20 protein-coding genes are annotated in these 22,364 nt (G+C 70.0%); 16 read left to right on the top strand and 4 right to left on the bottom strand.

All coding sequences use genetic code 11. From position 1 onward, the window contains the following. The first annotated feature begins 73 nt into the window (after nucleotides 1-73). From EIK80_RS15055 to EIK80_RS14980, 16 genes are all read left to right on the top strand, one after another. Nucleotides 74-1,705, top strand: coding sequence for a TldD/PmbA family protein (locus EIK80_RS15055; RefSeq protein WP_125157809.1), 1,632 nt, complete (start codon nucleotides 74-76; stop codon nucleotides 1,703-1,705). A 22-nt stretch (nucleotides 1,706-1,727) separates the two neighbouring features. Next, nucleotides 1,728-3,059, top strand: a complete 1,332-nt coding sequence (locus tag EIK80_RS15050; RefSeq protein ID WP_125157808.1) for a TldD/PmbA family protein — start codon at nucleotides 1,728-1,730, stop codon at nucleotides 3,057-3,059. A gap of 8 nt (nucleotides 3,060-3,067) precedes the next feature. After that, the gene (locus EIK80_RS15045) at nucleotides 3,068-3,787 is read left to right on the top strand and encodes a DUF4159 domain-containing protein (RefSeq protein WP_125157807.1); all 720 of its coding nucleotides are present in this window, start codon (nucleotides 3,068-3,070) and stop codon (nucleotides 3,785-3,787) included. 28 nt (nucleotides 3,788-3,815) lie between these two features. Further along, nucleotides 3,816-4,817, top strand: a complete 1,002-nt coding sequence (locus EIK80_RS15040; protein ID WP_125157806.1) for a MoxR family ATPase — start codon at nucleotides 3,816-3,818, stop codon at nucleotides 4,815-4,817. Between the two features lie 6 nt (nucleotides 4,818-4,823). Next, nucleotides 4,824-5,711: a DUF58 domain-containing protein gene (locus EIK80_RS15035; protein WP_125157805.1), complete on the top strand. Its 888-nt coding sequence runs from the start codon at nucleotides 4,824-4,826 to the stop codon at nucleotides 5,709-5,711. After that, the gene (locus EIK80_RS15030) at nucleotides 5,708-6,862 is read left to right on the top strand and encodes a BatA domain-containing protein (RefSeq protein ID WP_125157804.1); all 1,155 of its coding nucleotides are present in this window, start codon (nucleotides 5,708-5,710) and stop codon (nucleotides 6,860-6,862) included. Before EIK80_RS15035 ends, EIK80_RS15030 begins: the two co-directional genes overlap by 4 nt. Then, a complete protein-coding gene (locus tag EIK80_RS15025; RefSeq protein ID WP_125157803.1) occupies nucleotides 6,859-8,985 on the top strand; it encodes a DUF4175 family protein in 2,127 nt (708 codons plus the stop codon). Before EIK80_RS15030 ends, EIK80_RS15025 begins: the two co-directional genes overlap by 4 nt. Further along, nucleotides 8,982-10,688, top strand: a complete 1,707-nt coding sequence (locus EIK80_RS15020) for a hypothetical protein (RefSeq protein WP_125157802.1) — start codon at nucleotides 8,982-8,984, stop codon at nucleotides 10,686-10,688. Before EIK80_RS15025 ends, EIK80_RS15020 begins: the two co-directional genes overlap by 4 nt. A gap of 84 nt (nucleotides 10,689-10,772) precedes the next feature. Further along, on the top strand, nucleotides 10,773-11,942 hold the full coding sequence (locus tag EIK80_RS15015; RefSeq protein WP_125157801.1) for an alpha-hydroxy-acid oxidizing protein: 1,170 nt from the start codon (nucleotides 10,773-10,775) through the stop codon (nucleotides 11,940-11,942). Between the two features lie 138 nt (nucleotides 11,943-12,080). Beyond that, nucleotides 12,081-12,728 carry a hypothetical protein gene (locus EIK80_RS15010; protein WP_125157800.1) on the top strand — a complete coding sequence of 216 codons (648 nt, stop codon included), beginning with the start codon at nucleotides 12,081-12,083 and terminating at the stop codon, nucleotides 12,726-12,728. 34 nt (nucleotides 12,729-12,762) lie between these two features. Next, the gene (locus EIK80_RS15005; RefSeq protein WP_125157799.1) at nucleotides 12,763-12,987 is read left to right on the top strand and encodes a hypothetical protein; all 225 of its coding nucleotides are present in this window, start codon (nucleotides 12,763-12,765) and stop codon (nucleotides 12,985-12,987) included. 218 nt (nucleotides 12,988-13,205) lie between these two features. Further along, nucleotides 13,206-13,955, top strand: a complete 750-nt coding sequence (locus EIK80_RS15000; protein WP_125157798.1) for a response regulator — start codon at nucleotides 13,206-13,208, stop codon at nucleotides 13,953-13,955. Then, a complete protein-coding gene (locus EIK80_RS14995; RefSeq protein WP_125157797.1) occupies nucleotides 13,952-15,274 on the top strand; it encodes an ATP-binding protein in 1,323 nt (440 codons plus the stop codon). The genes EIK80_RS15000 and EIK80_RS14995 overlap by 4 nt, the downstream gene beginning before the upstream one ends. Before the next feature lie 163 nt (nucleotides 15,275-15,437). After that, nucleotides 15,438-16,133, top strand: a complete 696-nt coding sequence (locus tag EIK80_RS14990) for a carbonic anhydrase (protein ID WP_125157796.1) — start codon at nucleotides 15,438-15,440, stop codon at nucleotides 16,131-16,133. Further along, entirely contained in the window at nucleotides 16,130-17,680 is a 1,551-nt protein-coding gene (locus EIK80_RS14985; RefSeq protein WP_125157795.1) for a SulP family inorganic anion transporter, read from the top strand. The genes EIK80_RS14990 and EIK80_RS14985 overlap by 4 nt, the downstream gene beginning before the upstream one ends. 81 nt (nucleotides 17,681-17,761) lie before the next feature. Further along, nucleotides 17,762-18,172, top strand: a complete 411-nt coding sequence (locus tag EIK80_RS14980) for a MucR family transcriptional regulator (RefSeq protein ID WP_125157794.1) — start codon at nucleotides 17,762-17,764, stop codon at nucleotides 18,170-18,172. A 14-nt stretch (nucleotides 18,173-18,186) separates the two neighbouring features. Here EIK80_RS14980 and phnX read toward each other — a convergent pair whose 3' ends face one another. The 4 genes from phnX to EIK80_RS14960 all read right to left on the bottom strand — a co-directional run bounded on the left by phnX (nucleotide 18,187) and on the right by EIK80_RS14960 (nucleotide 22,273). Beyond that, nucleotides 18,187-18,996, bottom strand: coding sequence for a phosphonoacetaldehyde hydrolase (gene phnX, locus EIK80_RS14975; protein WP_125157793.1), 810 nt, complete (start codon nucleotides 18,994-18,996; stop codon nucleotides 18,187-18,189). Beyond that, nucleotides 18,993-20,132: a TIGR03364 family FAD-dependent oxidoreductase gene (locus tag EIK80_RS14970; protein ID WP_125157792.1), complete on the bottom strand. Its 1,140-nt coding sequence runs from the start codon at nucleotides 20,130-20,132 to the stop codon at nucleotides 18,993-18,995. The genes phnX and EIK80_RS14970 overlap by 4 nt, the downstream gene beginning before the upstream one ends. Continuing rightward, entirely contained in the window at nucleotides 20,132-21,463 is a 1,332-nt protein-coding gene (locus EIK80_RS14965; protein WP_125157791.1) for a DUF5690 family protein, read from the bottom strand. Before EIK80_RS14965 ends, EIK80_RS14970 begins: the two co-directional genes overlap by 1 nt. A 90-nt stretch (nucleotides 21,464-21,553) precedes the next feature. Continuing rightward, nucleotides 21,554-22,273, bottom strand: coding sequence for a UTRA domain-containing protein (locus EIK80_RS14960; protein WP_125157790.1), 720 nt, complete (start codon nucleotides 22,271-22,273; stop codon nucleotides 21,554-21,556). Nucleotides 22,274-22,364: the final 91 nt, after the last annotated feature.

Here is a 22,364-nt window from a genome sequence, read left to right as displayed (position 1 = left end):
CGTTCGCGCGAGATTCCCGCGCGCGGGGGGTCACGCGAGCGCCTGTGTTTTTGGGCCGTTGGGGAGAAGAAACTTGGATAGACGTCAGTTCCTTGCCGCCTGCGGGATCGGCGCCGGCGGTGTTCTGCTGCCCGGCTTCGGCCGCGCCATCGCCGCCGAACAGCTGGTCGAGTCCCTCGACGTGGCGGTCAAGAAGCGCCTGGCCGACGCGGCCATGAGCGCCGCCAAGGCCGCCGGGGCCAGCTATTGCGACGTGCGCGTGGGCCGCTACCTGCGCCAGTTCATTCAGACGCGCGAAGCCAATGTGCAGGGCGTGACCAACACCGAATCCAGCGGCGTCGGCGTGCGCGTCATCGCCGGCGGCGCCTGGGGCTTCGCGGCCACCAACAGCCTCTCGGCGGAGGCGGTGGCCGACACCGCCCGCCTGGCGGTCGCCATCGCCAAGGCCAACGCCAAGAACCAGACCGCTCCCGTGCAGCTGGCCCCGACCAAGGGCGTCGGCGAGGTGAAGTGGGCGACGCCGCTGCGCCGCAACGGCATGGAGGTCTCGCTGCAGGAAAAGGTCGACCTGCTGATGCGGGTCAATGGCGCGGCCCTGAAGGCGGGCGCCAACTTCGTCAATTCCAGCCTGTTCCTGATCAACGAGCAGAAGTACTTCGCCAGCACGGACGGCTCGTACATCGACCAGGACGTCCACCGCATCTGGTCGCCGTTCACGGTCACCGCCGTCGACAAGGCCACCGGCAAGTTCCGCTCGCGCGAGGGCCTCTCGGCCCCGATGGGCATGGGCTACGAGTATCTGGACCCGCAGGCCAAGGACAAGACGCTCTCGCCCAACGGCATCATCAGCTACGGCCGGTCCTACGACATGGTCGAGGACGCCCAGGCTGCCGCCGTGCAGGCGCGCGAGAAGCTGACCGCCAAGTCGGTCAAGCCGGGCCGCTACGATCTGGTCCTGGATCCCAACCACCTGGGCCTGACCATCCACGAGTCGATCGGCCACCCGCTGGAGCTCGACCGCGTGCTGGGCTACGAGGCCAATTACGCAGGCACCAGCTTCGCCACGCTGGACAAGCGCGCCGCGCACTTCAAGTACGGCAGCGACCTCGTCAACATCATGGCCGACAAGCTGCAACCGGGCAGCCTGGGGGCCGTCGGCTTCGACGACGAAGGCGTCAAGACCAAGCAATGGCCGCTGATCCAGGACGGCAAGCTGGTTGACTACCAGGCCACCCGCGACCAGGCCCATATCCTGGGCAAGACCGAGAGCGACGGCTGCTCCTACGCCGACTCCTGGTCGACGGTGCAATTCCAGCGGATGCCCAACGTCTCGCTGCAGCCGGGCAAGACGCCGCTCAGCCTCAACGACATGATCGCGGGCGTCGAGGACGGCATCTACATTCTGGGCCGCGGCTCGTTCTCGATCGACCAGCAGCGCTACAACGCCCAGTTCGGCGGTACGCTGTTCTACGAGATCAAGAACGGCAAGATCACCCAGCCTCTGGAAGACGTCGCCTACCAGATGCGCACGCCCGAGTTCTGGAACGCCTGCTCGGCGATCTGCGACGAGCGCGACTATCGCCTGTTCGGTTCCTTCTTCGACGGCAAGGGCCAGCCCAGCCAGGTCTCGGCCGTGAGCCACGGCTCGTCGACCACGCGGTTCAACGGCATCAACGTCATCAACACCGCGCGTTCGCTCGGTTGATCGGTTCGGGGAAGATTATCCAATGAGCATCATGACCGAAGCCGAGGCCAAGACGATCCTCGCGAAAGTCATCAAGCTGTCGACGGCCGATGAGTGCACCGCGCAGCTGACCGGTTCGATCGAGGGCAATATCCGCTTCGCCCTGAACAACGTCTCCACCAGTGGCGTCGTCAGCAATATCGACCTGGCCGTCACCGTCGCCTTCGGACGCCGCGTCGGCACCGCGACGATCAACGAGTTCTCGGACTCGGCCTTGGCCCGCGTGGTCAAGCGCGCCGAGGAGCTGGCCAAGCTGGCGCCCGAGAACCCCGAGTTCGTCCCCGCCGTCGAGGCCACGACCTACAAGCCGAGCGACACCTTCAGCGCCGCGACCGCTGCGATCACGCCCGACCAGCGGGCCGAGGTCGCTCGCGCCTCGATCGCCCCGTGCCGCGCCCAGAACCTGGTCGCCGCCGGCTTCCTGCAGGACGAGCAGAGCTTCGTGGCCTTCGCCAACAGCAAGGGTGCGTTCGGCTATCAGCGCGCCACCCAGATGGACTACACCTGCACGGTGCGGACGGCCGACGGCAAGGGCTCGGGCTGGGTCGCCCGCAACCTGCAAGACTCCAGCGCCTTCAAGCCGGCCAGCGACATCGAGATCGCCATGCGCAAGGCCAGCGCCTCGGCCGAGGCCCAGGCGCTGGAACCGGGCAAGTACACGGTGATCCTGGAGCCGAACGCGGCGTCGGGCCTGATCTCGTTCATGTTCAACTATTTCGACGCCCGTCAGGCCGACGAGGGCCGCAGCTTCCTGTCCAAGAAGGGCGGCGGCAACAAGCTGGGCGAACAGGTCTTCGATCCGCGCGTCACCTTCATGGCCGACCCCTGGGACAAGGAACTGCCGGTGTTTCCGTGGGACGAACAGGGCCGTCCGCGCGAGCGCATGCCTCTGGTCGAGAACGGCAAGATCGCCAACCTGCTCTACAGCCCCTACTGGGCCCAGAAGCAGGGCAAGAAGGTCACCGGCCGACCGGGCAATATCGTCATGTCGGGCGGCACGAAATCGACCGCCGACCTGGTGCGCGAGACCGAGCGCGGCATCCTGGTGACCCGCACCTGGTATATCCGCATGGTCGACCCGCAGACCGTGCTGCTGACCGGCCTGACCCGCGACGGCACCTTCTACATCGAGAACGGCCAGTTGAAGCATCCGGTGAAGAACTTCCGCTTCAACGAGTCGCCGGTGATCATGCTGAACAACATCGATGACCTGGGCCGCCCGGTCCGCGTCAGCGAAGGCGGTCGCATGCAGATGATGATCCCCGCCATGCGCCTGCGGGACTTCACCTTCACCTCACTGTCGGACGCCGTCTGACGTTCGACATGCCGAGTAGAAGCGTAACGCGTACCGAGTGCCTGCGTCTGCTGGCGGGCGGCGCGATGGGAAGCTGGCTCGCCAGCCGCCCGTCGGCCGTCCAGGCGGCGCCGACCTACGATTTCTGGTTCACGCGCCTGCGCTACGATTCCGGCGACTGGGACGTCGACCAGCGGATGCCGTCCAACATCCTGACCTCGCTGGTCGACTACACCAACCTGCGCGTGGACACCGAGGAGCGCGTCGTGCGCCTCTCGGACCCGGCCATGCTGACCGCGCCGTTCTGCTATCTGGCCGGCCACAAGCTGGTCGAGTTCAGCCCGGCCGAGGCCGCGAACTTCCAGCGCTACGTCCGCAATGGCGGCTTCGTCCTGGTCGACGACTGCAACCACGACATCGACGGCCTGTTCGCCAAGTCGTTCGAGCGTCAGATGGCCAAGCTGTTCGGCGGCGACGCCCTGAAGAAGCTGGCCAAGGACCATCCGATCTATCGCAGCTTCTTCAAGTTCGACGGCCCGCCCGCCACCAGCTTCGAGCTGAACGGATGGGGCGACGATCTCGTCCATGACTACCTCAAGGGCATCGAGATCAACGGGCGCCTCGGGGTGCTCTACAGCAACAAGGATTACGGCTGCGAGTGGGATTACGACTGGCGCAACAAGCGCTTCCTGGCCGAGGACAACACCAGGTTCGCGGTCAACATCGTCCTCTACGCCCTAACGGCCTGATCCGCTTTACGACCTGTCCGGAGTTCCGATGAGCGTCACCCCCACCGAAGCCGACATCGCGGCCAAGCTCGAGCGCCTGGGCCAGCTGCGCGCCGCCATCGGTCAGGCCATCGTCGGCCAGGACGAGGTCGTCGAGCAGTTGCTGATCGGTCTGCTGGCCGGTGGTCACTGCCTGATCGAGGGCGTGCCGGGCCTGGGCAAGACCCTGCTGGTCCGCACCCTGGGCCAGGCGCTGTCGCTGGACTTCCGCCGCGTGCAGTTCACACCCGACCTGATGCCCAGCGACATCCTGGGCACCGAGGTGCTGGAAGAGGACCATGGCACCGGCCACCGTCACTTCCGCTTCCAGCCAGGGCCGGTCTTCACCCACCTGCTGCTGGCCGACGAACTGAACCGCACGCCGCCCAAGACCCAGGCCGCCCTGCTGGAGGCCATGCAGGAGCACCAGGTCAGCTACGCCGGCGTCACCCACCGGCTGTCCGAGCCGTTCTTCGTGCTGGCCACCCAGAACCCTCTGGAGCAGGCCGGCACGTACCCCCTGCCCGAGGCCCAGCTCGATCGCTTCCTCCTCAACATCCGCGTCGGCTATCCGACCGCCGAGGAAGAGCGCGCCATCCTGACCCTGACCACCGGCGGCGCGATCGCCGCGCCGGCGGCTGTGATGACGGGGGCCGACATCGTCGAGCTGCAGACGTGGGTTCGTCAGGTCCATGTCAGCGATGGCCTGCTGACCTGGATCACCGCGCTGGTCCGCGGCACCCGGCCCGGGCCGTACGCCCCCGCCGCCGTCCAGGACTACGTCCGCTGGGGCGCTGGCCCCCGCGCTGGTCAGGCCCTGGTGCTGGCCGCCAAGGCCCGCGCCCTGCTGCACGGACGCCTGGCCGCCACGCGTGAAGACGTCAAGGCCCTGGCCGCGCCGGTCATGCGCCACCGCATCCTCTTGTCCTTCGCCGCGGAGGCCGAACGCAAGTCGACCGACGACGTGGTCGCCGCCCTACTGGCCGCCCTGCCCGCGCCGGCGCGCGACTAGCAGACAATGTCCCCGTTCGACCTGCCCCCGGACCTGCGTAGCCGTCTGCGACGTCTGTCGCTGACGCCGCGCGCGGCCGCGGTGCTGAACGGGGATGGCCACCACGCCAGCCGCAATCGCGGCGGGGCCATGGAGTTCGCCCAGTACCGCGCCTACGAGCGTGGCGACGACCTGCGGCGCATCGACTGGAAACTCTATTCGCGCTCGGACAAGTTCTTCGTCCGCGACGCCGAGCGTGAGAGCCCCGTGGCGATCTGGGTCGTGCTGGACGCCAGCGCCTCCATGGGCCAGACCGATCTCGCCAAGCCTAGCTGGACGCGCTTCGACGCTGCCCGCCGCCTGACCGCCGCGATCATCGAGGTCGCGCTCCAGCAGGGCGACCGCTTCGGGGTGATCGTCGCCCAGGCCGAGGGCGCGATCGTTCTGCCGCCCTCCAGCGACAGCCGCCATCGCGACCGCATCCGCCTGGCGCTGGGTCCCCTGCGGCCCGAGAGCGTCCCCCAGTGGGAGCGGGACCTGAAGCTGCTGGGCGAACGGATCGCGCCCGGCGACCTGGCGATCTTCATCTCCGACGGCTTCGACGACACCTGTGTCGCGGCCGCCGAACGGCTGGCCGCGTCCGGTCGCGACGTCTCGTTCGTCCAACTCCTGACCGGCGACGAGCGCGACTTCCCGTTCGATCGGAGCCTGCTGTTCCGCGATCCGGAGAGCGACATCGCACTGGCCGGCGACGGCCGCGGCCTGCGCGCCGACTTCCTGACGCGCTTCGCCGAGGCTCGCGCCGCTCTGCGCGCGCGGCTGGAGGCCAAGGGCGCGCGGTTCGTCGAACACTTCAGCGATCGGGATCCTGACCAGCCGATCCAGGATCTCTCCCGCCCGGCGACGCGCGGATGATCCCCGTCCTGCTCGCCCCCGCCGCGCTCGGCGCCCTGCTCGCGGTCCTGGTCCCGCTGGCGATCCACATCGCCCGCCGCACCGAGACGCAAGTCATCGACTTCGCCGCCCTGCGCTGGCTGAACCCGAAACCCAAGCCCGTCCAGCGACTGCGCCTCGACGAGCGGCTGCTGCTGGCGGCGCGCATCGCCCTGGTCGCCGCGATCGTGTTGGCTCTGGCCGAGCCGGTGCTACGGCCGACGAGCGACGGCCGGCCCGTGGTCGCCGTCTCGCCCGGGGTCGACGCCAGCAGCGTCCCGGACCATGGCGAGCGGCGCGTGTGGCTCGCGCCGGGCTACCCCGGCCTCGACCGTCCACCTCCCGCGCCGTCGGCGGACTTCGCCAGCCTCGTGCGCCAATTGGACGCCGAGACGCCCGGCAAGGCACCCATCACGATTGTCGCGCCGCCGGAAGTGCGCGGCGATGCCGAACGGCTTTACCTGTCGCGCAAAGTGGATTGGCGGATCGGCGCGGCGGCTGCGCGCTCGAAGACCGTCACCGCGCCAGCGCCCCCGGCGCTGACCGTCCGCTACGCCCCGGCCAGCGAACGCGCGGTCGGCTACTTCCGCGCGGCGGCGACCGCCTTCGCCGAGGCCGGCAAGCCGCCCGCCTTCGACGCCGCGCCGACCGACAGTCCCGTGCCGGGGACGGCGCGCTATCTCATCTGGCTCTCCGACGCGCCCATGCCCGCGCCCGTTCTCGACTGGATCGAGACCGGCGGCGTCGCCTTGCTGGCCCGAGACGCCCCCTCGCCCGTCGAAGGCGCGCAGCCCGCGATCTGGCGCGACGCCGACGGCGCGCCGCTGGCCACGGCTGGCCGCTTCGGAAAGGGCCGCGTGTTGCGCCTGACCCGTCCGCTCGAACCCAGCGCCATGCCGGGCTTGGTCGAGCCGAACTTCCCCGAGCAGCTGTGGACGCTGCTGGCCCCGCCGCCCGCGCCAAGTCGGGTCGCGGCGACCGACTATGCCCCGAGCGTCCGTCCGGCGGCGGGCGGCTTGGCTTACAATCCGCATCCCGTCAGCCTGAAGCCTTGGCTGGCCCTGATCATCGCCCTGATTTTCACCGTCGAGCGCTGGCTGGCGACACGGCGTGACCGTCCGGTGGCCGCATGATCGCCGCCCTCGCCCACCATCCGCGCGCGGCTCGACAGCGGGCTGTTCTCGACACGGTCGCCGTCGGCCTGCCCGTCGTCCTGGCGCTCGCCGCGCTGGGCCTGCGCTGGTTCCAGGGCGTCGGGGCCATAGCCGTGCTCGTCGTCGGCGCGCTCGTCCTGGCCGGGATCGCGATGCGCCGCGCGAGCCGTTTCGATCAGACCTGGCTCACCGCCGCCCTCGACGCGCGCGCCCCAGGTCTGGAGGACAGCAGCGACCTCCTGTTTCGGCCCGCCGTCGACGGCCTGGTCGCCCTGCAGCGCGCCCGCCTCGAGGCGCGTCTCGCCGAAGCCGCCGCCGTGGACCTGCGGCCCGACTGGTCCCGTCGCTGGATCCCCTGGACCGCCGGCTTTGGCGCGCTCGTGATCCTCGCCGCCTTGTTCTGGCCGCCCGCATCGGGCGTCGCTCTCGGCCCAGAGGAAGCCGAAACCGCGGCGGCGCCCGGCGCGCCCAAGGTCACCAACGCCAAGCTGCGGATCACGCCGCCGGCCTATACCGGCCAGCGCCCCTACGATCAGGGCGGCCTGGACGCGCGGGCTCCGGAGGGGTCGCGCATCGAGTGGACGGTGAGCTTCCGCCCGCATCCCGACGCCGCCAGCCTCAACTTCCCAGGCGAGGCCTCGCTGTCGCTGCGCAGCGACGGCGGACGCTGGCTGGGGGGGCGTGCGTTCGAGCGGTCGGCGCTCTATCGCGTTGAAGCCCCTGGACTGGCCCGCCAGCGCCTGCACCGCCTTGAGATCATCCCCGACGCACCGCCCGTCGTCCGCGTCGTGACGCCCGACAGTTCGCTGACCCTGATCGCGCCCGGCCAAACCCGCTGGTCGCCGGTGTTCGAGGTCCGCGACGACTACGGCGTCGACGGCGCCGCCCAGCTGCGCATCACCGTCACCAAGGGCGAAGGGGAGAACATCACCACCGCCCAGCGGACCCAGCCCCTGAGCGGCCAGGGCGCCGGGCGGCTCAAACGCTTCACCGCCGCGCTGGACCTGGCGCGCGAAGGCCTGGCGCCGGGCGGCGACATGATCGTCCAGCTGGTCGTCGGCGATAACCGCGTCCCGCGACGCCACACGGTCGAGGGTCCTAGCGTCATCCTGCGCTGGCCCGCCGCCATGGGCCTGGCCGACGGCCTGGACGGCATGGCCAAGCAGGTCATGCCCGTCTATTTCCGCAGCCAGCGCCAGATCATCATCGACGCCGAGGCCCTGATCGCCCAGCGCGGCAAGATCACGCCCGACGCCTTTCTGAGCCGCTCGAACAGCCTGGGCGCCGACCAGGCCCAGCTGCGGCTGCGCTATGGTCAGTTCATGGGCGAGAAGGCGGAAGGCGAAAGCGGCGGCGGCCTCGACCTGCCGACCAACGACGCGCCCGCCCTGCCGACGGACGATGCGCCCGCCGCCACGCCCGCCAAGGCCGAGGCGCATCACGACGACGATGACGGCCACGATCATGGGGGCGGGGCCAATCTCAACGACATGACCGACGTCGTCGCCAAATACGGTCACGCCCACGATACCGGCGACGCCGCGACGCTGTTCGACCCGGGCACGCGCTCGACCCTGGCCCAGGCGCTGGACGCCATGTGGGATTCCGAGCGCGCCCTGCGCCAGGGCAAGCCGAAGGACGCCCTGCCCCACGCCTACAAGGCCCTGAACCTGCTGAAGACCGCCCAGCAGGCCGGACGCATCTTCCTGGCGCGCACGCCGCCGAAGCTGCCGCCGGTCGACCTGTCCCGCCGCCTGACCGGCAAGCGCGAGGGCATCGCGCCGGGTCACCTCGCGCCGGCGACGCGCGATCCCGCCGACACGCCGGCCGTCGAGGTCTGGCGCGCGCTGGGCGATCGGCCCGACGCCCCGCTCCAGCTCGACGCCTTGGCCCGCTGGGTGAACGCCAACCAAAAGCGCCTGGCCGATCCGCTGGCCCTGTCGGCCGCGATCGACACGGTCCGCAACGAACCCCGGTGCCAGGACTGCCGCCGCAAGCTGCGCGCCCTGCTCTGGACCGCGCTGGAGCGCCCGCCCGCCGCCGTCAGTCGCCGCGATCCGGCCGACGCACGCGGCCGGCGCTATCTGGACGCTTTGCGATGAGCGGTTCCTTGGAACTCTGGACGGCGATCCTGATCGCGATCGTCACGATCGGCGGGATCGCGCGGACGGTTCTGCGGCGACGATCGGCCGACGTGCGCGGGCCCGCCTGGCGGTTCGCCGCGCTGATCGCTCTGCAGATCCTGGGCGGAGCGCTGCTCCATCCGACGCTCTTCCCGCCTTCGGTCGCTACGCCGCCTGGTCGCCTCGTAGTCGCCACGCATGGCGCGAAACCGGCGCTACGCGCCTCGGGGGACGTCCTGGTCGCTCTGCCGGAGGCCGGGCCGCTGCCGGGGGCGGTCCGCGCGCCCGACCTTGGCTCGGCCTTGCGCCTCTATCCGGAACCCGGGCGCCTGCGGATCGAGGGTGACGGCCTGACGCCGCGCGACCAGATTCCGCTCGACCGCCCCGCCGAGTTCGCCCCCTCGCCCGCGCCCCGCGGCCTGATCGCGCTGACGCCGCCGAAGCCGCTCGCCCCGGGCGGATGCTTCACGGTCGCCGGCCAGGTCGGAGGCGGGGGCGGCGTCGAGCTGATCGATCCAGCCGGCGCCGTGGTCGATCAGGCCGCCGTCGCCGCCGACGGACGCTTCCAGCTGTCGGCCGCCGCCCGCGCGCCCGGTCTGGCCCTGTTCGACCTGCGCCTGAAGGACGCCGCCGGCCGCACGGTCGAACAGATCGAGATCCCGATCGAGACCCGCGCCCAGCGCCAGCCGCGCGTGCTGGTCCTGGCCGGCGCGCCGAGCGCGGAGACCAAGTACCTGCGCCGCTGGGCCCAGGACGCCGGCATCGCGCTCAACCTCGACATCGACGTGGGCGCTGGCGTGGCCCTGGGCGATCCTCCGATACCGATCACCCGCGCGACCCTGGCCGAGATCGATCTCGTCGTGGTCGACGATCGCCGTTGGGAAAGCCTCTCGCCCGGCGCGCGGACCGCCCTGGCCGCGGCGACGGGCGAGGGCCTGGGCCTGCTGCTGCGCCCAACCGGCCCGCTCTCGGCCGCCACGCGGCGCGATTGGACCAATATGGGGATGGCGACATCGGGCGATGGCGAGGTCCACGCCTTCAGGCTCGACGGCCCGACCAACCTTGAGCTCAGCCGCTACGACCTCGCTCAAGCCGGTCGCGACGGCGTTCCGATGATCCGCGACAAGGCGGGCGCGCCTCTAGCCGCCTGGCGGCCGCGCGGCCAGGGGCGCGTGGGACTCTGGATCGTGGTCGACAGCTACGGCCTCGCCCTGGCCGGCCACACGGATCGCTACGGCGAAATGTGGAGCGAACTCTTCTCCATCCTGGCCCGGCCCAGCGACGGCCCCGGTGTGTGGGTGGACGGTATCGCCAGGTTGGGCCAACGCGCGACGCTCCGCGGCGTCAGGGGGCCGATCCGGGTTGTCGACCCGGATGGCGTCGAAAGCCGGCCCGTCGTCGATCCGGCGGCCGGCCCCGCCGCCCGCGCCGCCTACTGGCCCCGCCGCGCCGGCTGGCACAGGGTCTCTGACGGCGCGCGCTTCTACGTCCATCCCGCCGACGCCGCGCCCTCGCTGGCCTGGGCCGCCGACCGTCAGGCGACGCTCGACGCGGTGGCCGCCAGCGTCACGCGCGGCGCCCGCGCCATCCGCACCGCGCCGGGTTCGTCCTGGCCCTGGGCCGCCGGCCTGCTGGCCGTGCTTGGCCTTCTGTGGTGGCTGGAGCGCCGATCACGCTCTTGAAGGACTGGCGGCCGGCGGCGCGATCGCGTCAAATCGGATCGACGCATCGACGCCCAGACTGTCGAGCAGCCCAGGGAGCAAACCATGCCGCACTACGGCGACTACCAGACCGAGATCTATTTCCAGGGCCTGCACGGGGTGCTGCCGAAATACCCCGTCGACTTTGCCGGCCTCGTGGCGCGCGCCCAGGCGGCCATGCCACCCTCGACCCTGAAATACGTGCAGGGCGGTTGTGGCGACGAACACACCCAGGACGGCAACGCCGCGGCCTTCAAGCACTGGGGGCTGATCCCGCGGATGATGGTCGACTGCTCCACGCGCGACCTCTCCATCGACCTGTTCGGCATGAAGCTGCCCAGCCCGCTGTTCATGGCCCCGATCGGCGTGACCGGCCTCTGCACCCAGGACGGCCACGGCGACCTTGCCGCCGCCCGCGCCGCCGCCGCGACGGGCGTGCCCATGGTGGTCTCAACCCTGACCAACGATCCGCTGGAGGACGTCGCCGCGGCCATGGGCGACACGCCAGGGATGTTTCAGCTGTACACACCCAGGGACCCAGAACTGGCCGCCAGTCTGGTCAGTCGCGCAGAAGCGGCCGGCTACAAGGCCATCGTCGTGACCCTGGACACCTGGGTCACCGGCTGGCGGCCGCGCGACCTCAACGACTCCAACTTCCCACAGCTGCGCGGCGCCGTGCTGGCCAACTATTTCTCGGACCCGCGCTTTCGCGCCATGGTCGGCGGAAAGGACCCGAAGTCGGACCTCCAGACCTCGGTGATGACCTGGGCGGCGACCTTCGGCAAGGTGCTGACCTGGGCCGACCTGCCGTGGCTGCGGTCGCTGACCAAGCTGCCGATCGTGCTGAAGGGGATCTGCCATCCCGACGACGTGCGCCGGGCCAAGGACGAGGGCGTCGACGGAATCTACTGCTCAAACCACGGCGGTCGGCAGGCCAATGGCGGCGTCGCGGCCATCGACATGCTGCCGGGCGTAGTCGAGGCGGCGGGCGAGACGCCGGTGCTGTTCGACTCTGGCGTCCGCTCGGGCAGCGACGTCGCCAAGGCCCTGGCGATCGGCGCGACGGCGGTGGGCGTCGGACGTCCCTATTCCTACGGCTTGGCCCTGGGCGGGACCGAAGGCGCGGTCCACGTCTTGCGCTCGCTGCTGGCCGAAGCGGACCTGCTGATGGCCGTCGACGGCTTCCCGACGATCAAGGCCCTGCGCGAGGCCGGGGCAGTGCGCCTGCCGGCGTAGCCTCGGGCGTTCTTGCCGAGCAGCGTCGCCTGTCATGCTTTGTCACAATCGCGATGCAGAGCCGCAAGGCGGGCTCGCCACTCTCGAACCGTTGAAAGGCCGCCCCCGATGGCGCGGCCCCTGTTCGGGAGAACATGGATGCGCAAGACCCATACCGGCCTGGCGGCCCTGGCCGTCGTAGCCGGACTCGCCGTGAGCGGCGCCGCGATCGCCGAGACCGTCCGCCTGCCCGCCAAGCAGACCGCCCTGACCGCCGACCACTTCCATGCCCGCGCCCAAGTCATCGACGATCCGTTGGACATCGAGACGGTGATCAGCACCGAGCGCGGCTTCCAGACCGGCAAGGGCGTCTTCAAGTCGCCCCGTAACGACAACCACCTGCGGGCGGTCGTCGACAAGCGCTCGGGCGCCACGCGCTTCGAGGTCCGGCAGACCCTGACCTACCCTGGCTCTATCCGCGGTTATAGCGAGGTCTCGCATCAGACGGGCCAATGGCCGGTCGCCGCGCCGCTGACCAAGATTCGCGACAACGCGAGCCACTGCTTCCTGTTCGAGGCGCCGGAAGTCTGCCGCGAGGAGGTCTCGTTCGGCGTCGCCGAGAGCGAATTGCGCCGCGCCGCCGCGACCCCCGGCGCCTGGGCCTTCAAGTTCACCTCGGCCAAGGGCTACGAGCATCGCGCCGCCATCACCCATGCCGAGATCGAGGGCCTGTTGAAGGCTGTCGACACCTACCGCCGCACCCTGCCCGCCACTCAGGCGCAAGCCGACACCGCCGCAGGCGGCTGAGTTTCCTCGTTCAATTTCCCGGAGTCTGTTTCGTATGAAAGTCCTCGCGTCCCTCGGCCTCGCCGCCTGCCTGCTGGCCTCCCCGGCCATCGCGGGTCCCGCCGGCACCGGCCTGACCTTCACCGAGGAGGTCGCCAAGAAGAACCAGCAGAAGCGCGACGCCAAGGCCCAGGCAGCCATCGCCTGCGCCACGCCCAAGGCCCAGACAACCGACGCCGCGCCAGCGGACGCCGCCGTCGACACCTGCCGCGCCGGCTAGCGCGGCGTCCGGACGGTCGCCGTAGCTTCATCGTCAACGGCGGCCAGCCCTCGCGCGCTCCCCTACCTGCAAAATGCGCGCGAGGGCCCAGTTTCGTGGGATGCTGAAAGTATCCCCGCCTTTTTGTCCGGAGCTGGCGAGAAATCGTCGGCTCCGGCCTTGTTCCCGGCGCTACGGCGCCTAACTAGCCCGAGCATATGGATTCTTCAGGCCACGGAATGATCGCGCTGCCGCGCGACTTGGCGACCGCGCCGCTCGCCTCCACAGTGCTCGTCGTAGAGGACGATCCGGCCCTTCGCACCCTGCTGATGCGCCTGCTGCGCGAGGAAGGCTTCCAGCCGCTCAGCGCCGCTCATGGCGCGGAAATGGCGCGCGTTCTTGAGACCAATACGGTCGACCTTATCCTCTTGGATGTCATGCTGCCGGGCAGCAATGGCTTCGATCTCTGTCGCCTGGTGCGCCGCGAGAGCGATGTGCCGATCGTCATGCTCAGCGCCCGCCACGACGAGACCGACCGCCTGATCGGCCTGGAGCTCGGCGCCGACGACTATATCGGCAAGCCCTTCAGCAAGAAGGAGCTGATCGCCCGCATCCGCGCCATCCTGCGTCGGACCCAGACCGGATCGCAGTCCAGCCAGCCGCGCGGCCACCAGCGGATGACCTTCTCCGGCTGGAGCCTGGACCCCGGCCGCCGCGAACTCCTGTCGCCGGACGGCGCCTTCGTCGACCTGTCGGGCGCCGAGTTCGACCTGCTGCTAGCCTTCGTCAGCTCGCCCCAGCGGGTGATCGGCCGCGAGCGACTGCTCGAGATGTCCCGCGCCCGCCTTTCCGACGCCTCGGACCGCAGCATCGACGTGCTGGTCAGCCGCCTGCGCCGCAAGCTGGCCGTTGTCGGCCAGGCCGAACCTCTGCTGCGCACCGTGCGCGGCGTCGGCTACATCTTCACCGCCGCCGTCGAGCGCCGATGAAGTCCTGGCGGCTGTGGCCGCAGCGTCTTGTCGGCCAGGTCACCCTGGTCCTGATGCTGGCCGTAGCCCTGGAGTTCATCGGCAGTTCGATCCTGTTCGAGAACAGCCGCCTCTATCCCGACCGCGAGAACCAGATCCGACGCGTGGCCGAGCAGTTGGCGGCCGCGACGGAGATTCTGGAGTCGTCGTCTCCAGGCGAGCGCGGGGTGCGGGCGGCGGTGATTTCCAATCGCGCCACCCACCTGACCTGGTCGGTCCTGCCCACGTTGGTCGACGGCGGCCGGGCGGTCGAGAACGACTACCGCGAAGAACTGTTCGACGCCGAGCCCAGCCTGCGCGACCGCGATCTGCGCGTCCACGCCGACATCGACCGCGCCCTGCCGCGCGACACCCGCCTGAAGGTGGCCGTCAAGTTGCGCGACGGCAGCTGGATGGCGTTGAGCACCAAGATCCGCGTCGCGCCCTGGGCGGTGCTGCTGAGCGGCTTTGGTTCCGCCTTTACGTTGGGCCTGGGCGTGATCATCGCCGCGGCGCTGGTGCTGCGCAATCTCAGCCGCCCGCTGCGGGCCTTGGCCGAGGCCGCCGACAAGGTCGGCAAGGGCGGACAGGTCCGTATCGCCGAGAGCGGGGCCGGCGACCTCAAGCTGGTGGCCAAGGCTTTCAACGCCATGCAGGACCGCATAGCCGGCCTGCTGCAAGCCCGCACCGAAGCCCTGGCCGCCGTCGGTCACGATCTGCGCACGCCCCTGGCCCGCCTGCGGCTGAGGGCGGGCTTCGTGACGGACCCGGACGCGCGCGAGGCCCTTGAGGCCGACGTCGACGAGATGACGTCCATGCTAGACTCCCTGCTGGCCTATCTGGGCGGTCAGGAGGATCCCGAGCCCCGGCGACGGACAGACCTGGCCGCAATCGCCATGACGGTAGTCGACGACGCCGCCGACGCCGAACGGCCCGCGACCTATGCCGGCCTCGACCACCTGCCCGTGCTGGCCCGACCGCTCTCCGTGAAGCGGGCGATCAGCAACATCGTCGAGAACGCCCTGCACTACGGCGGCGACGCCGCCCTCACGCTCACGCGCGACGGCGACACGGCGGTGCTGGCCATCGAGGACAACGGTCCGGGCATACCCGAGGCGGAGTTGACCCATGTGCTTCAGCCGTTCCATCGCCTCGACGACGCCCGGGCCCGCAACACCGGCGGCCTGGGTCTGGGTCTGACCATCGTCCAGCAGATCCTGCAGCGCGAGAACGGAACCCTGGTCCTCAAGAATCGTCCGCGCGGCGGTCTGCGCGTCGAGATCCGCCTGCCCGCGCTTTAGGCCGACCGAACTCCCACCAAGACATCCTTTGTCACAAAGCCGCTGCACCGCAGCAAAGACCCCAAACGACCTTCATCAATGCGTCCGGCGCTTCTCGCCGTAGCGCTCGCCGCGGCGCCCGCCCCCCTTTTGGGCGTCGCGGCGATCAGTTTACGGAGGTCCCTTGGAACAGTTTCTCGAACGCGCCGCCTTATTTCGCGGCCAGGTCTTCCCCGCCCAGAGCGCCCTCTACGAACGCCTGGCCAGCCACGGCCAGAGCCCGTCGGCCCTGATGATCTCGTGCGCCGACTCGCGCGTGGTTCCCGAACTGATCACCCAGGCCGCGCCGGGCGACCTGTTCGTCTGCCGCAACGCCGGCAACATCGTTCCGCCGTTCAGCCAAGCCAATGGCGGCGTCTCGTCGGCGGTTGAATACGCCGTCATGGCCCTGGGCGTTCGCGATATCGTCGTCTGCGGCCACTCGGACTGCGGCGCGATGAAGGCGTTCTCGAACCCGGCGGCCCTGGAAAAAATGCCGAACGTGGCCGCCTGGCTGCGCCACGCCCACGCCGCCCACAGCGTCGTGTGCAACGCCTATCACGGCCTCGACGAGCATGGCACGACCCGCGCCCTGTCGCTGGAAAACGTCGTCGTCCAGCTGAATCACCTGCGCACCCACCCGTCGGTGGCGTCGGCCATCGCCCAAGGCAAGCTGACCCTGCACGGCTGGTTCTTCGAGATCGAGACCGGCCAGATCCAGGCCTATAACGGCGACACCGGCCAGTTCGAGCAGGTCTATGAGGGCGCGCCCCTCCCCGTCGCGCAGCGCCCCTCGCGCCGCATGGTCGCCGCCGATCACCTGGGCATCGCCGCCGAATGACCCAAGCTGTCGCTTCCTCTCCCCAGGGCGTGAAGCCTGGCTTCTCGACGATCCTGTCGCGTGACTTCATCGCGTCGATCGTCGTCTTCCTCGTGGCGATGCCGCTGTGCATGGGCATCGCCGTCGCCTCCGGCGTCCCGGCCGAGCGCGGTCTCGTTACCGGCATCATCGGCGGCGTCATCGTCGGCGCCCTCGCCGGCTCGCCCTTGCAGGTCAGCGGGCCCGCCGCCGGCCTCGCGGTCATCGTCTTCGAGATCGTCGCCAAGCACGGCCTGTCCATGCTGGGCCCGATCCTGGTCGTCGCCGGCCTGATCCAGTTGATCGCCGGCGCGGCCAAGCTGGGCAACTGGTTCCGCGCCATCTCGCCCGCCGTCGTGCACGGCATGCTGGCCGGTATCGGCGTGCTGATCGTGGCGGGCCAGTTCCATGTGCTGTTCGGCGACTCGCCCAAGGCCCACGGCCTGCAGAATCTGGCGGCCATCCCGTCGGCCCTGGCCGGCGTGCAGTTCGCCACCTTGACCCAGGTCGAAGCCGCCCTGGCGGTCGGCGTGGTGACCATCGGCTCGATCCTGCTGTGGGAGAAATTCCGCCCCAAGGCCCTGAAGCTGGTTCCGGGCGCCCTGCTGGGCGTCGTCGCCGGCACCGTGCTGGCCACGGCCCTGGGCCTGGACGTCCAGAAGATCGTCGTGCCGGAATCGATCGCCGCGGCGATCGCCATTCCTGGCGTCGCCGACTTCGCCCGCATGGCCGATCCGATGCTGCTGGTGACCGCCATCGCGGTGGCCTTCATCGCCTCGGCCGAGACCCTGTTGTCGGCCGCCGCCGTCGATCGGATGCACGACGGTGAGCGCACCAAGTACAACAAGGAGCTGGGCGCGCAGGGCGTCGGCAACATGCTGTGCGGCCTGGTCGGCGCCCTGCCGATGACCGGCGTGATCGTGCGCAGCTCGGCCAACGTCCAGGCCGGCGCCATGACCCGCCTGTCGGCCATCCTGCACGGCGTCTGGATCCTGGCCTTCGTCGCCCTGCTGCCCTGGCTGCTGCGCATGGTGCCCAGCGCCGCCCTCGCCGGCGTGCTGGTCGTCACGGGCTGGAAACTGGTCAGCCTGCAGCACGTCCGCCATCTCTTCGCCCGCTACGGCCTCCTGCCGGCGATGATCTGGGCCGCGACGTTCGTAATGGTCGTGGCGACGGACCTCCTGACCGGCGTGCTGGTCGGCATGGCCCTGACGCTGCTCGAGCTGGTTCCCAACCTCAAGAAGATGCGCCTCAACGTCTCCCAGCACGAACTGGGCCCCGACGAGAGCGAGATCCGACTGGAGGGCGCGGCCACGTTCATTCAGCTGCCCAAGATCGCCAAGGTCCTGGACGGCGCGCCGAACAACGGCCGGGTGACGCTGGACACGCGCGGCCTCACCAGCCTGGACCACACAGTCGCCGAGGCTCTCAGCGACTGGCTGAAGGGCAAGGCGCGCGCTGGGGTGAAGGTCGAGTTGCCCCCGACCTGCGCCTTCGGCGACCGCCTTCGAGCCGCGGGCGCGCACTGACCCACCGTTCGTCCGCCAACTGGCCCAGGGGCGCGATCCCAGCGCCCCTGGGTCTCTTCCCACAGGATCCCCGAGACCCCCATGACCAAGGCCCAGGAACGCGCCGCCGAGATCGCCGCCCAGGTGCTGTGCGCCTATCTCAGCCGTAACACCGTGTCGGCGGACGACCTGCCGGCGCTGAGCGCGCGCACCTACGCCGCGCTCGAAGCCGTGTTCGCCGGCGCTGCGACCGGCGCCCCGCCCACCGAGCCGCCGACGCCCGACCAGATCGCCGCCAGCGTCACGCCCGACGCTATCGTCAGCTTCGAGAACGGCCGTCGCTATCGTTCGCTGCGCCGGCATCTGAACCAGTTGGGGCTGAGCGAAGACCAGTACCGCGCCAAGTGGGGTCTGCCCGCGGACTATCCTCTGGTGGCCCAGAGCTTCTCGGACCTGCGCTCCAGCGCCGCCCGCGCCCAGCGCTTCGGCGGCGCGGCGGTGGCGGCCGAGTAACGCCGGCGCAAGCCTTAAGCCGCCGGACGCTCGCCGTGTTCGATCCGGGCCGCGATCTCGGCTAGGACGGGCCCGAGCTCGGCGACGCTCTCGACCACGTAGTGGGCGCCGGCCCCGCGCAGGGCCTGGGCGGACGCCTCGACCCGAGCAACGCGCTCGGCTTCCGGCAGTTGGGCCAGGTCATCGAACGAAAGACCGACCCCATTGCCAGAGGCCGACAGGCCCACGGTCCAGGCGCCGACCTCCAGCCCCTCGCTGATGCCGACGACCGCGTCGTCGACCTTGACGCAGGCCCGCGCCGGCCAGGCGCCCAGCTCGACCAAGGCTTTCCACATCATCAGGGGCGAAGGCCGTCCCGCCGCCGTCTCGCCAGCGCAGACCACCACTTCCGGCGCATAGCCCTGTTCGGCGGCCAGCGGCAGGATGTCAGCCATCATCGGGCGGGTGTAGCCGGTGGTGGAGCCGATCTTCACGCCTCGCGCCCGCAGCTCGGCGACGAGTTCGGCCGCGCCGGGGATCAGCTGGGCGCAATCGCGGGCGGCGGCGCGCATCCTCGGCTCGACGGCGTCGTGCAGGCGATCGACATCGGCCTCCGTCGAGGCCGCGCCATGTCGCTCGGTCCAGAGCTTGGCGACGCGCGGCATGGCCAGCAAGGCCCGCACGTGGTCGCGCTTGGCCTTGCCCATGTCGGCGCGAGCCTCCGCTTCCGAGATCTCGATCCCTGCCTCGGAGAACACCTCGCGCAAGGCCATGACCGGCGCGCGGCAGCCAAAATCGATCATGGTGCCGGCCCAGTCGAAGACGACGGCCTGGATTGGGCTCATGCGGCGGCTCCTTGCCGAGGAAGGCCGTAGAGGCCGGCGATCACGTCCTCGGCCAGGCCGAAGGCGGTCGAGGCGCCGGTGCCGCTGGTCACGGTCACCAGACGCACGCGCGGCATCGGGGCCTCGATCAGACTGTGACCGACCGCCGACGCATAGGTGCCGGTCCATCGCTCCAGCACCGGCGGCGGCGCCTGGCCGAACACCTTGGCGAATTCGTCGAGGATCAGGGCGTCGACGTCGTCGCGGGCGAAGGGGTCGGGCGTGGCGCCATAGTGGTGACTGTCGCCGACCACCAGCGAGCCGTCCGCGCTCTGCGCCACGATCAGGTGGACGCCGTGCTCCAGATGCGACGGCTGCTCGGCCTCCAGCCGCGCGCGCAGGGCTGTCGCCTGGGGCAAGGCGGCATAGCCGAGGTAGCGAACCAGACCGAGGTCAGACATCACCGGCCCGGGCAGACGCCAGCCCGGCGCGGCCAGACGCAGCATCTGCAGCTTGCAGCGCGTCACCTCGGCCTGGGCGAAGGCGTCGGGGAACAGGGTGACGAGATCGTCCCCCGGGCAGACCACGACGGTCTCCGCCGAAACGGCCCCGACGGAGGTCTCCAGGCGACCGGTCTCGACGCCACGAACGGCGACGCCTCGCAGGAAGGTCACGCCGTGCGCGGCCTCCAGCCAGGCGGCCAGGCGCGGAATGGCGGTGCGGGATTCGACCCGCAGATCGACCGAACTGGTCAGGGCGCCCAGCACCTCGCCCTGAACCGGCAGTCGGTCGCCGAGGTCGCCGGCGTCGCGCCAGGCGCAGCCCTCGGCCATCTCGGTTTCGAGAAAGGCTTCCAGCACGGCCTTGGCCTCGGTCCGGCGGGCGACCATGGTCAGGCCGCGCTGCACGACCTCGATTCCGGCCGGCCCGGCGATCTCGGCCCAGACCCGGGCCGAGCGCCGCGCCCGTCGCCAGACCTCGCCTCGCGCCTGGCCCGTGACCGTCACGAAGCCGAAATTGCGCACCGAGGCGCCGTTGGCCTGGGCGTCGCGGTCGATCACCACGACACGCTTGCCGAGGCGCGCGGCGGCCAGGGCATGGGCCAGACCGACAATGCCCGCGCCGACAATGGCGAGATCGAAGGGGCGCTCCGACATCACGGCTCGACGATCTGGCCGGGGGCCGCAAAGGCCACCGCGCCCTGCCCGCTGTCGGACGTCTTCCGCCGACGCAGGAAATAGAGCCCCGCGAACAGCGTGCAGATCGCGCCAACGACGCTGGTCGCGTAGGCGCTGTTGACGAAAAAGCTCAGCCAGTCGAGGTCGACCATGGCGAAGTTGCGCCAGACCAGCAGCGCCACGCTGCCCAGATACCCCGAGGCGTCGGCCACATAGATCAGGAAGCCGGCCGTGCCGACCTGACCGCTGAAGGCGATCATGCGGTCGAACAGCATGGCGTTGAACGGGGTGTAGGCCATGTACAGCCCCGCGCCGGTCAGGACCATCCAGGTCAGGGGAGTCAGCATGTGCGCCTGAAACGCCAGGGTCGAGCCGCCCAGCACCAGGAAGCCGGCCAGGATCACGCCGTGCATGACCAGCAAGGCCCGCAGGTTGTCGCGCACCAGCATCACCGCGCCCATCACGGCCAACGAGACGACCGCAACCGGCAGTTCGCTGGCGGTGAACACGCCCGAGGCCTCGCCGAAGCCCAGGGCGGTCCAGATCTCGGCGGCGAAATTGTCACGGAAGTCGCGCAGGGCCGTCAGCAGGATGTAGGCCAGCACCAGCAGCACGACGCCCGGCGCGTAGGATCCCAGGAAGGCGCGGCGCTGGGCCTTGTCCATCGGCTCCCGGCGCACGCGAGCGGCCTCGTCGGCGGCGCTCGGCGGCGGCATCTGGACCAGCGCCCAGACCGAGACGGCCAGCAGCGGCATGAAGATCGCGCCGGTGGCGGCCGGCATCCAGAACGGCGAAACGTGCAAGTCGACCATCAGCCATTTGCCGACCGACTTCACCACGCCCGACGAAAGGATGAAGCTGGCGCAGAGGATGGCGCCCAGCACCTCCGACGTGCGGCGGCCTTCCATGAAGCCAAACACCAGGCCCCAGATCATGCCCAGCGGCAGGCCGTTCAGGAACAGCGCCGCGACATTCCATGGCGCGGGCGTGACCGCGAAGGCCAGCAGCGCCAGCCACGAGAGGCCGATCAGGCCCAGAATGGCGCCGCCGCGATGGCGAGGCGCGATCTCCGAGATCACCTTGACGCCGATCATCTTGGACAGGGCGTAGCCGGCGACCTGGGCCAGCACGAGCGCGATCTTGTAGTCGACCGCGAAATTCCAGCCCTCGACCACGCCGAACGTCGCCGCCGCGAACGGCTTGCGGAAGGCGTACATCGAGAAATAGGCGCAGAAGCCGGCAAGGCCCGCGAATAGGGTGAAGGCCAGCGGGTTGGCGCGCTCCAGCCAGCGCTTTGGACCAGTTGTCATGCGACGCCCTCTTTGGAGCGCACTGGTCTAGACCAAGTCTAAGACACTTGGATGACGGCCGCGTATGCCCGGGACGCACCCCTTCTCAAGTCAGCGTACGCGGATATCGACGCTGATTTTAAGGGAGTCGTGGCGCCAGTGTTCACGGTCGAACTCGACCACGCGACCCTGCGCGTCATAGCAGGTGCGAACCAGATTGAGCCCCGGCAGGCCGGACTTGACGCGGAGGGCCTCGGCCTCCTCGCCCGTGAGGGCGCAGGGCCTCATGTCGACCTTGTTGCGCGCCACGCCGATGCCATAGACCGACTTCAGCACACTGGTCAGCGAGCCATTCAGATCGTGGTCTATCAGACCCGGCGCCAAGGATGCGTCGACGACGATGCTCTCGAACAGCACCGCCCGGCCATCGACCGAACGCCGGCGGCGGATCCAGTACATGGGCGACCCGATCGGGCGCGAGAAGATCTCGGCCAGCATGCCGTCGCAGACGATGTCGGTCTTGCTGAGCGTCTCCGTCGCCGGCCGCCGCCCCTGCGCCTCGACATAGGACATGAAGCCTTCCCAGCGGGTCGGGTCGTAGACCACGGGCGGTGGCGAGACATACCAGCCGCTGCGGTCCTTGCGGTAGATGACGCCTTCGGCCTCGAGCTGGAACAGGGCTTCGCGAACCGTGCCGCGGGCGACGCCGCCGCCGATCTGCAACTGGCGCTCTGACGGAAGGCGCTCGCCCGGCTTGAACTCGCCGCCAGCGATGCGCGCGGCGATGTCATCGCGCACGCCGAGATACTGAAGGCTTTCGGGATGCTGCATCGAGCGACCTGGCCAGCGGTCGAATCCCGCCATGGCGCGAGGATGGGAGGGCGCTCCCCCAGGGTCAAGGAACTGGATCGGTCCGGCAGCG

Source organism: Caulobacter sp. 602-1, assembly GCF_003931565.1.
GTDB lineage: Bacteria > Pseudomonadota > Alphaproteobacteria > Caulobacterales > Caulobacteraceae > Caulobacter.
This window is presented reverse-complemented; position numbering and strand designations above follow the sequence as displayed.

Excerpts from the sequence above, each read along its gene's own strand:
- EIK80_RS15050 (WP_125157808.1), top strand. The coding sequence starts at position 1,728 with ATGAGCATCATGACCGAAGCCGAGGCCAAGACGATCCTCGCGAAAGTC.
- EIK80_RS15045 (WP_125157807.1), top strand. The coding sequence starts at position 3,068 with ATGCCGAGTAGAAGCGTAACGCGTACCGAGTGCCTGCGTCTGCTGGCG.
- EIK80_RS15040 (WP_125157806.1), top strand. The coding sequence starts at position 3,816 with ATGAGCGTCACCCCCACCGAAGCCGACATCGCGGCCAAGCTCGAGCGC.
- EIK80_RS15035 (WP_125157805.1), top strand. The coding sequence starts at position 4,824 with ATGTCCCCGTTCGACCTGCCCCCGGACCTGCGTAGCCGTCTGCGACGT.
- EIK80_RS15030 (WP_125157804.1), top strand. The coding sequence starts at position 5,708 with ATGATCCCCGTCCTGCTCGCCCCCGCCGCGCTCGGCGCCCTGCTCGCG.
- EIK80_RS15025 (WP_125157803.1), top strand. The coding sequence starts at position 6,859 with ATGATCGCCGCCCTCGCCCACCATCCGCGCGCGGCTCGACAGCGGGCT.
- EIK80_RS15020 (WP_125157802.1), top strand. The coding sequence starts at position 8,982 with ATGAGCGGTTCCTTGGAACTCTGGACGGCGATCCTGATCGCGATCGTC.
- EIK80_RS15015 (WP_125157801.1), top strand. The coding sequence starts at position 10,773 with ATGCCGCACTACGGCGACTACCAGACCGAGATCTATTTCCAGGGCCTG.
- EIK80_RS15010 (WP_125157800.1), top strand. The coding sequence starts at position 12,081 with ATGCGCAAGACCCATACCGGCCTGGCGGCCCTGGCCGTCGTAGCCGGA.
- EIK80_RS15005 (WP_125157799.1), top strand. The coding sequence starts at position 12,763 with ATGAAAGTCCTCGCGTCCCTCGGCCTCGCCGCCTGCCTGCTGGCCTCC.
- EIK80_RS15000 (WP_125157798.1), top strand. The coding sequence starts at position 13,206 with ATGATCGCGCTGCCGCGCGACTTGGCGACCGCGCCGCTCGCCTCCACA.
- EIK80_RS14995 (WP_125157797.1), top strand. The coding sequence starts at position 13,952 with ATGAAGTCCTGGCGGCTGTGGCCGCAGCGTCTTGTCGGCCAGGTCACC.
- EIK80_RS14985 (WP_125157795.1), top strand. The coding sequence starts at position 16,130 with ATGACCCAAGCTGTCGCTTCCTCTCCCCAGGGCGTGAAGCCTGGCTTC.
- EIK80_RS14980 (WP_125157794.1), top strand. The coding sequence starts at position 17,762 with ATGACCAAGGCCCAGGAACGCGCCGCCGAGATCGCCGCCCAGGTGCTG.
- phnX (WP_125157793.1), bottom strand. The coding sequence starts at position 18,996 with ATGAGCCCAATCCAGGCCGTCGTCTTCGACTGGGCCGGCACCATGATC.
- EIK80_RS14970 (WP_125157792.1), bottom strand. The coding sequence starts at position 20,132 with ATGTCGGAGCGCCCCTTCGATCTCGCCATTGTCGGCGCGGGCATTGTC.
- EIK80_RS14965 (WP_125157791.1), bottom strand. The coding sequence starts at position 21,463 with ATGACAACTGGTCCAAAGCGCTGGCTGGAGCGCGCCAACCCGCTGGCC.
- EIK80_RS14960 (WP_125157790.1), bottom strand. The coding sequence starts at position 22,273 with ATGCAGCATCCCGAAAGCCTTCAGTATCTCGGCGTGCGCGATGACATC.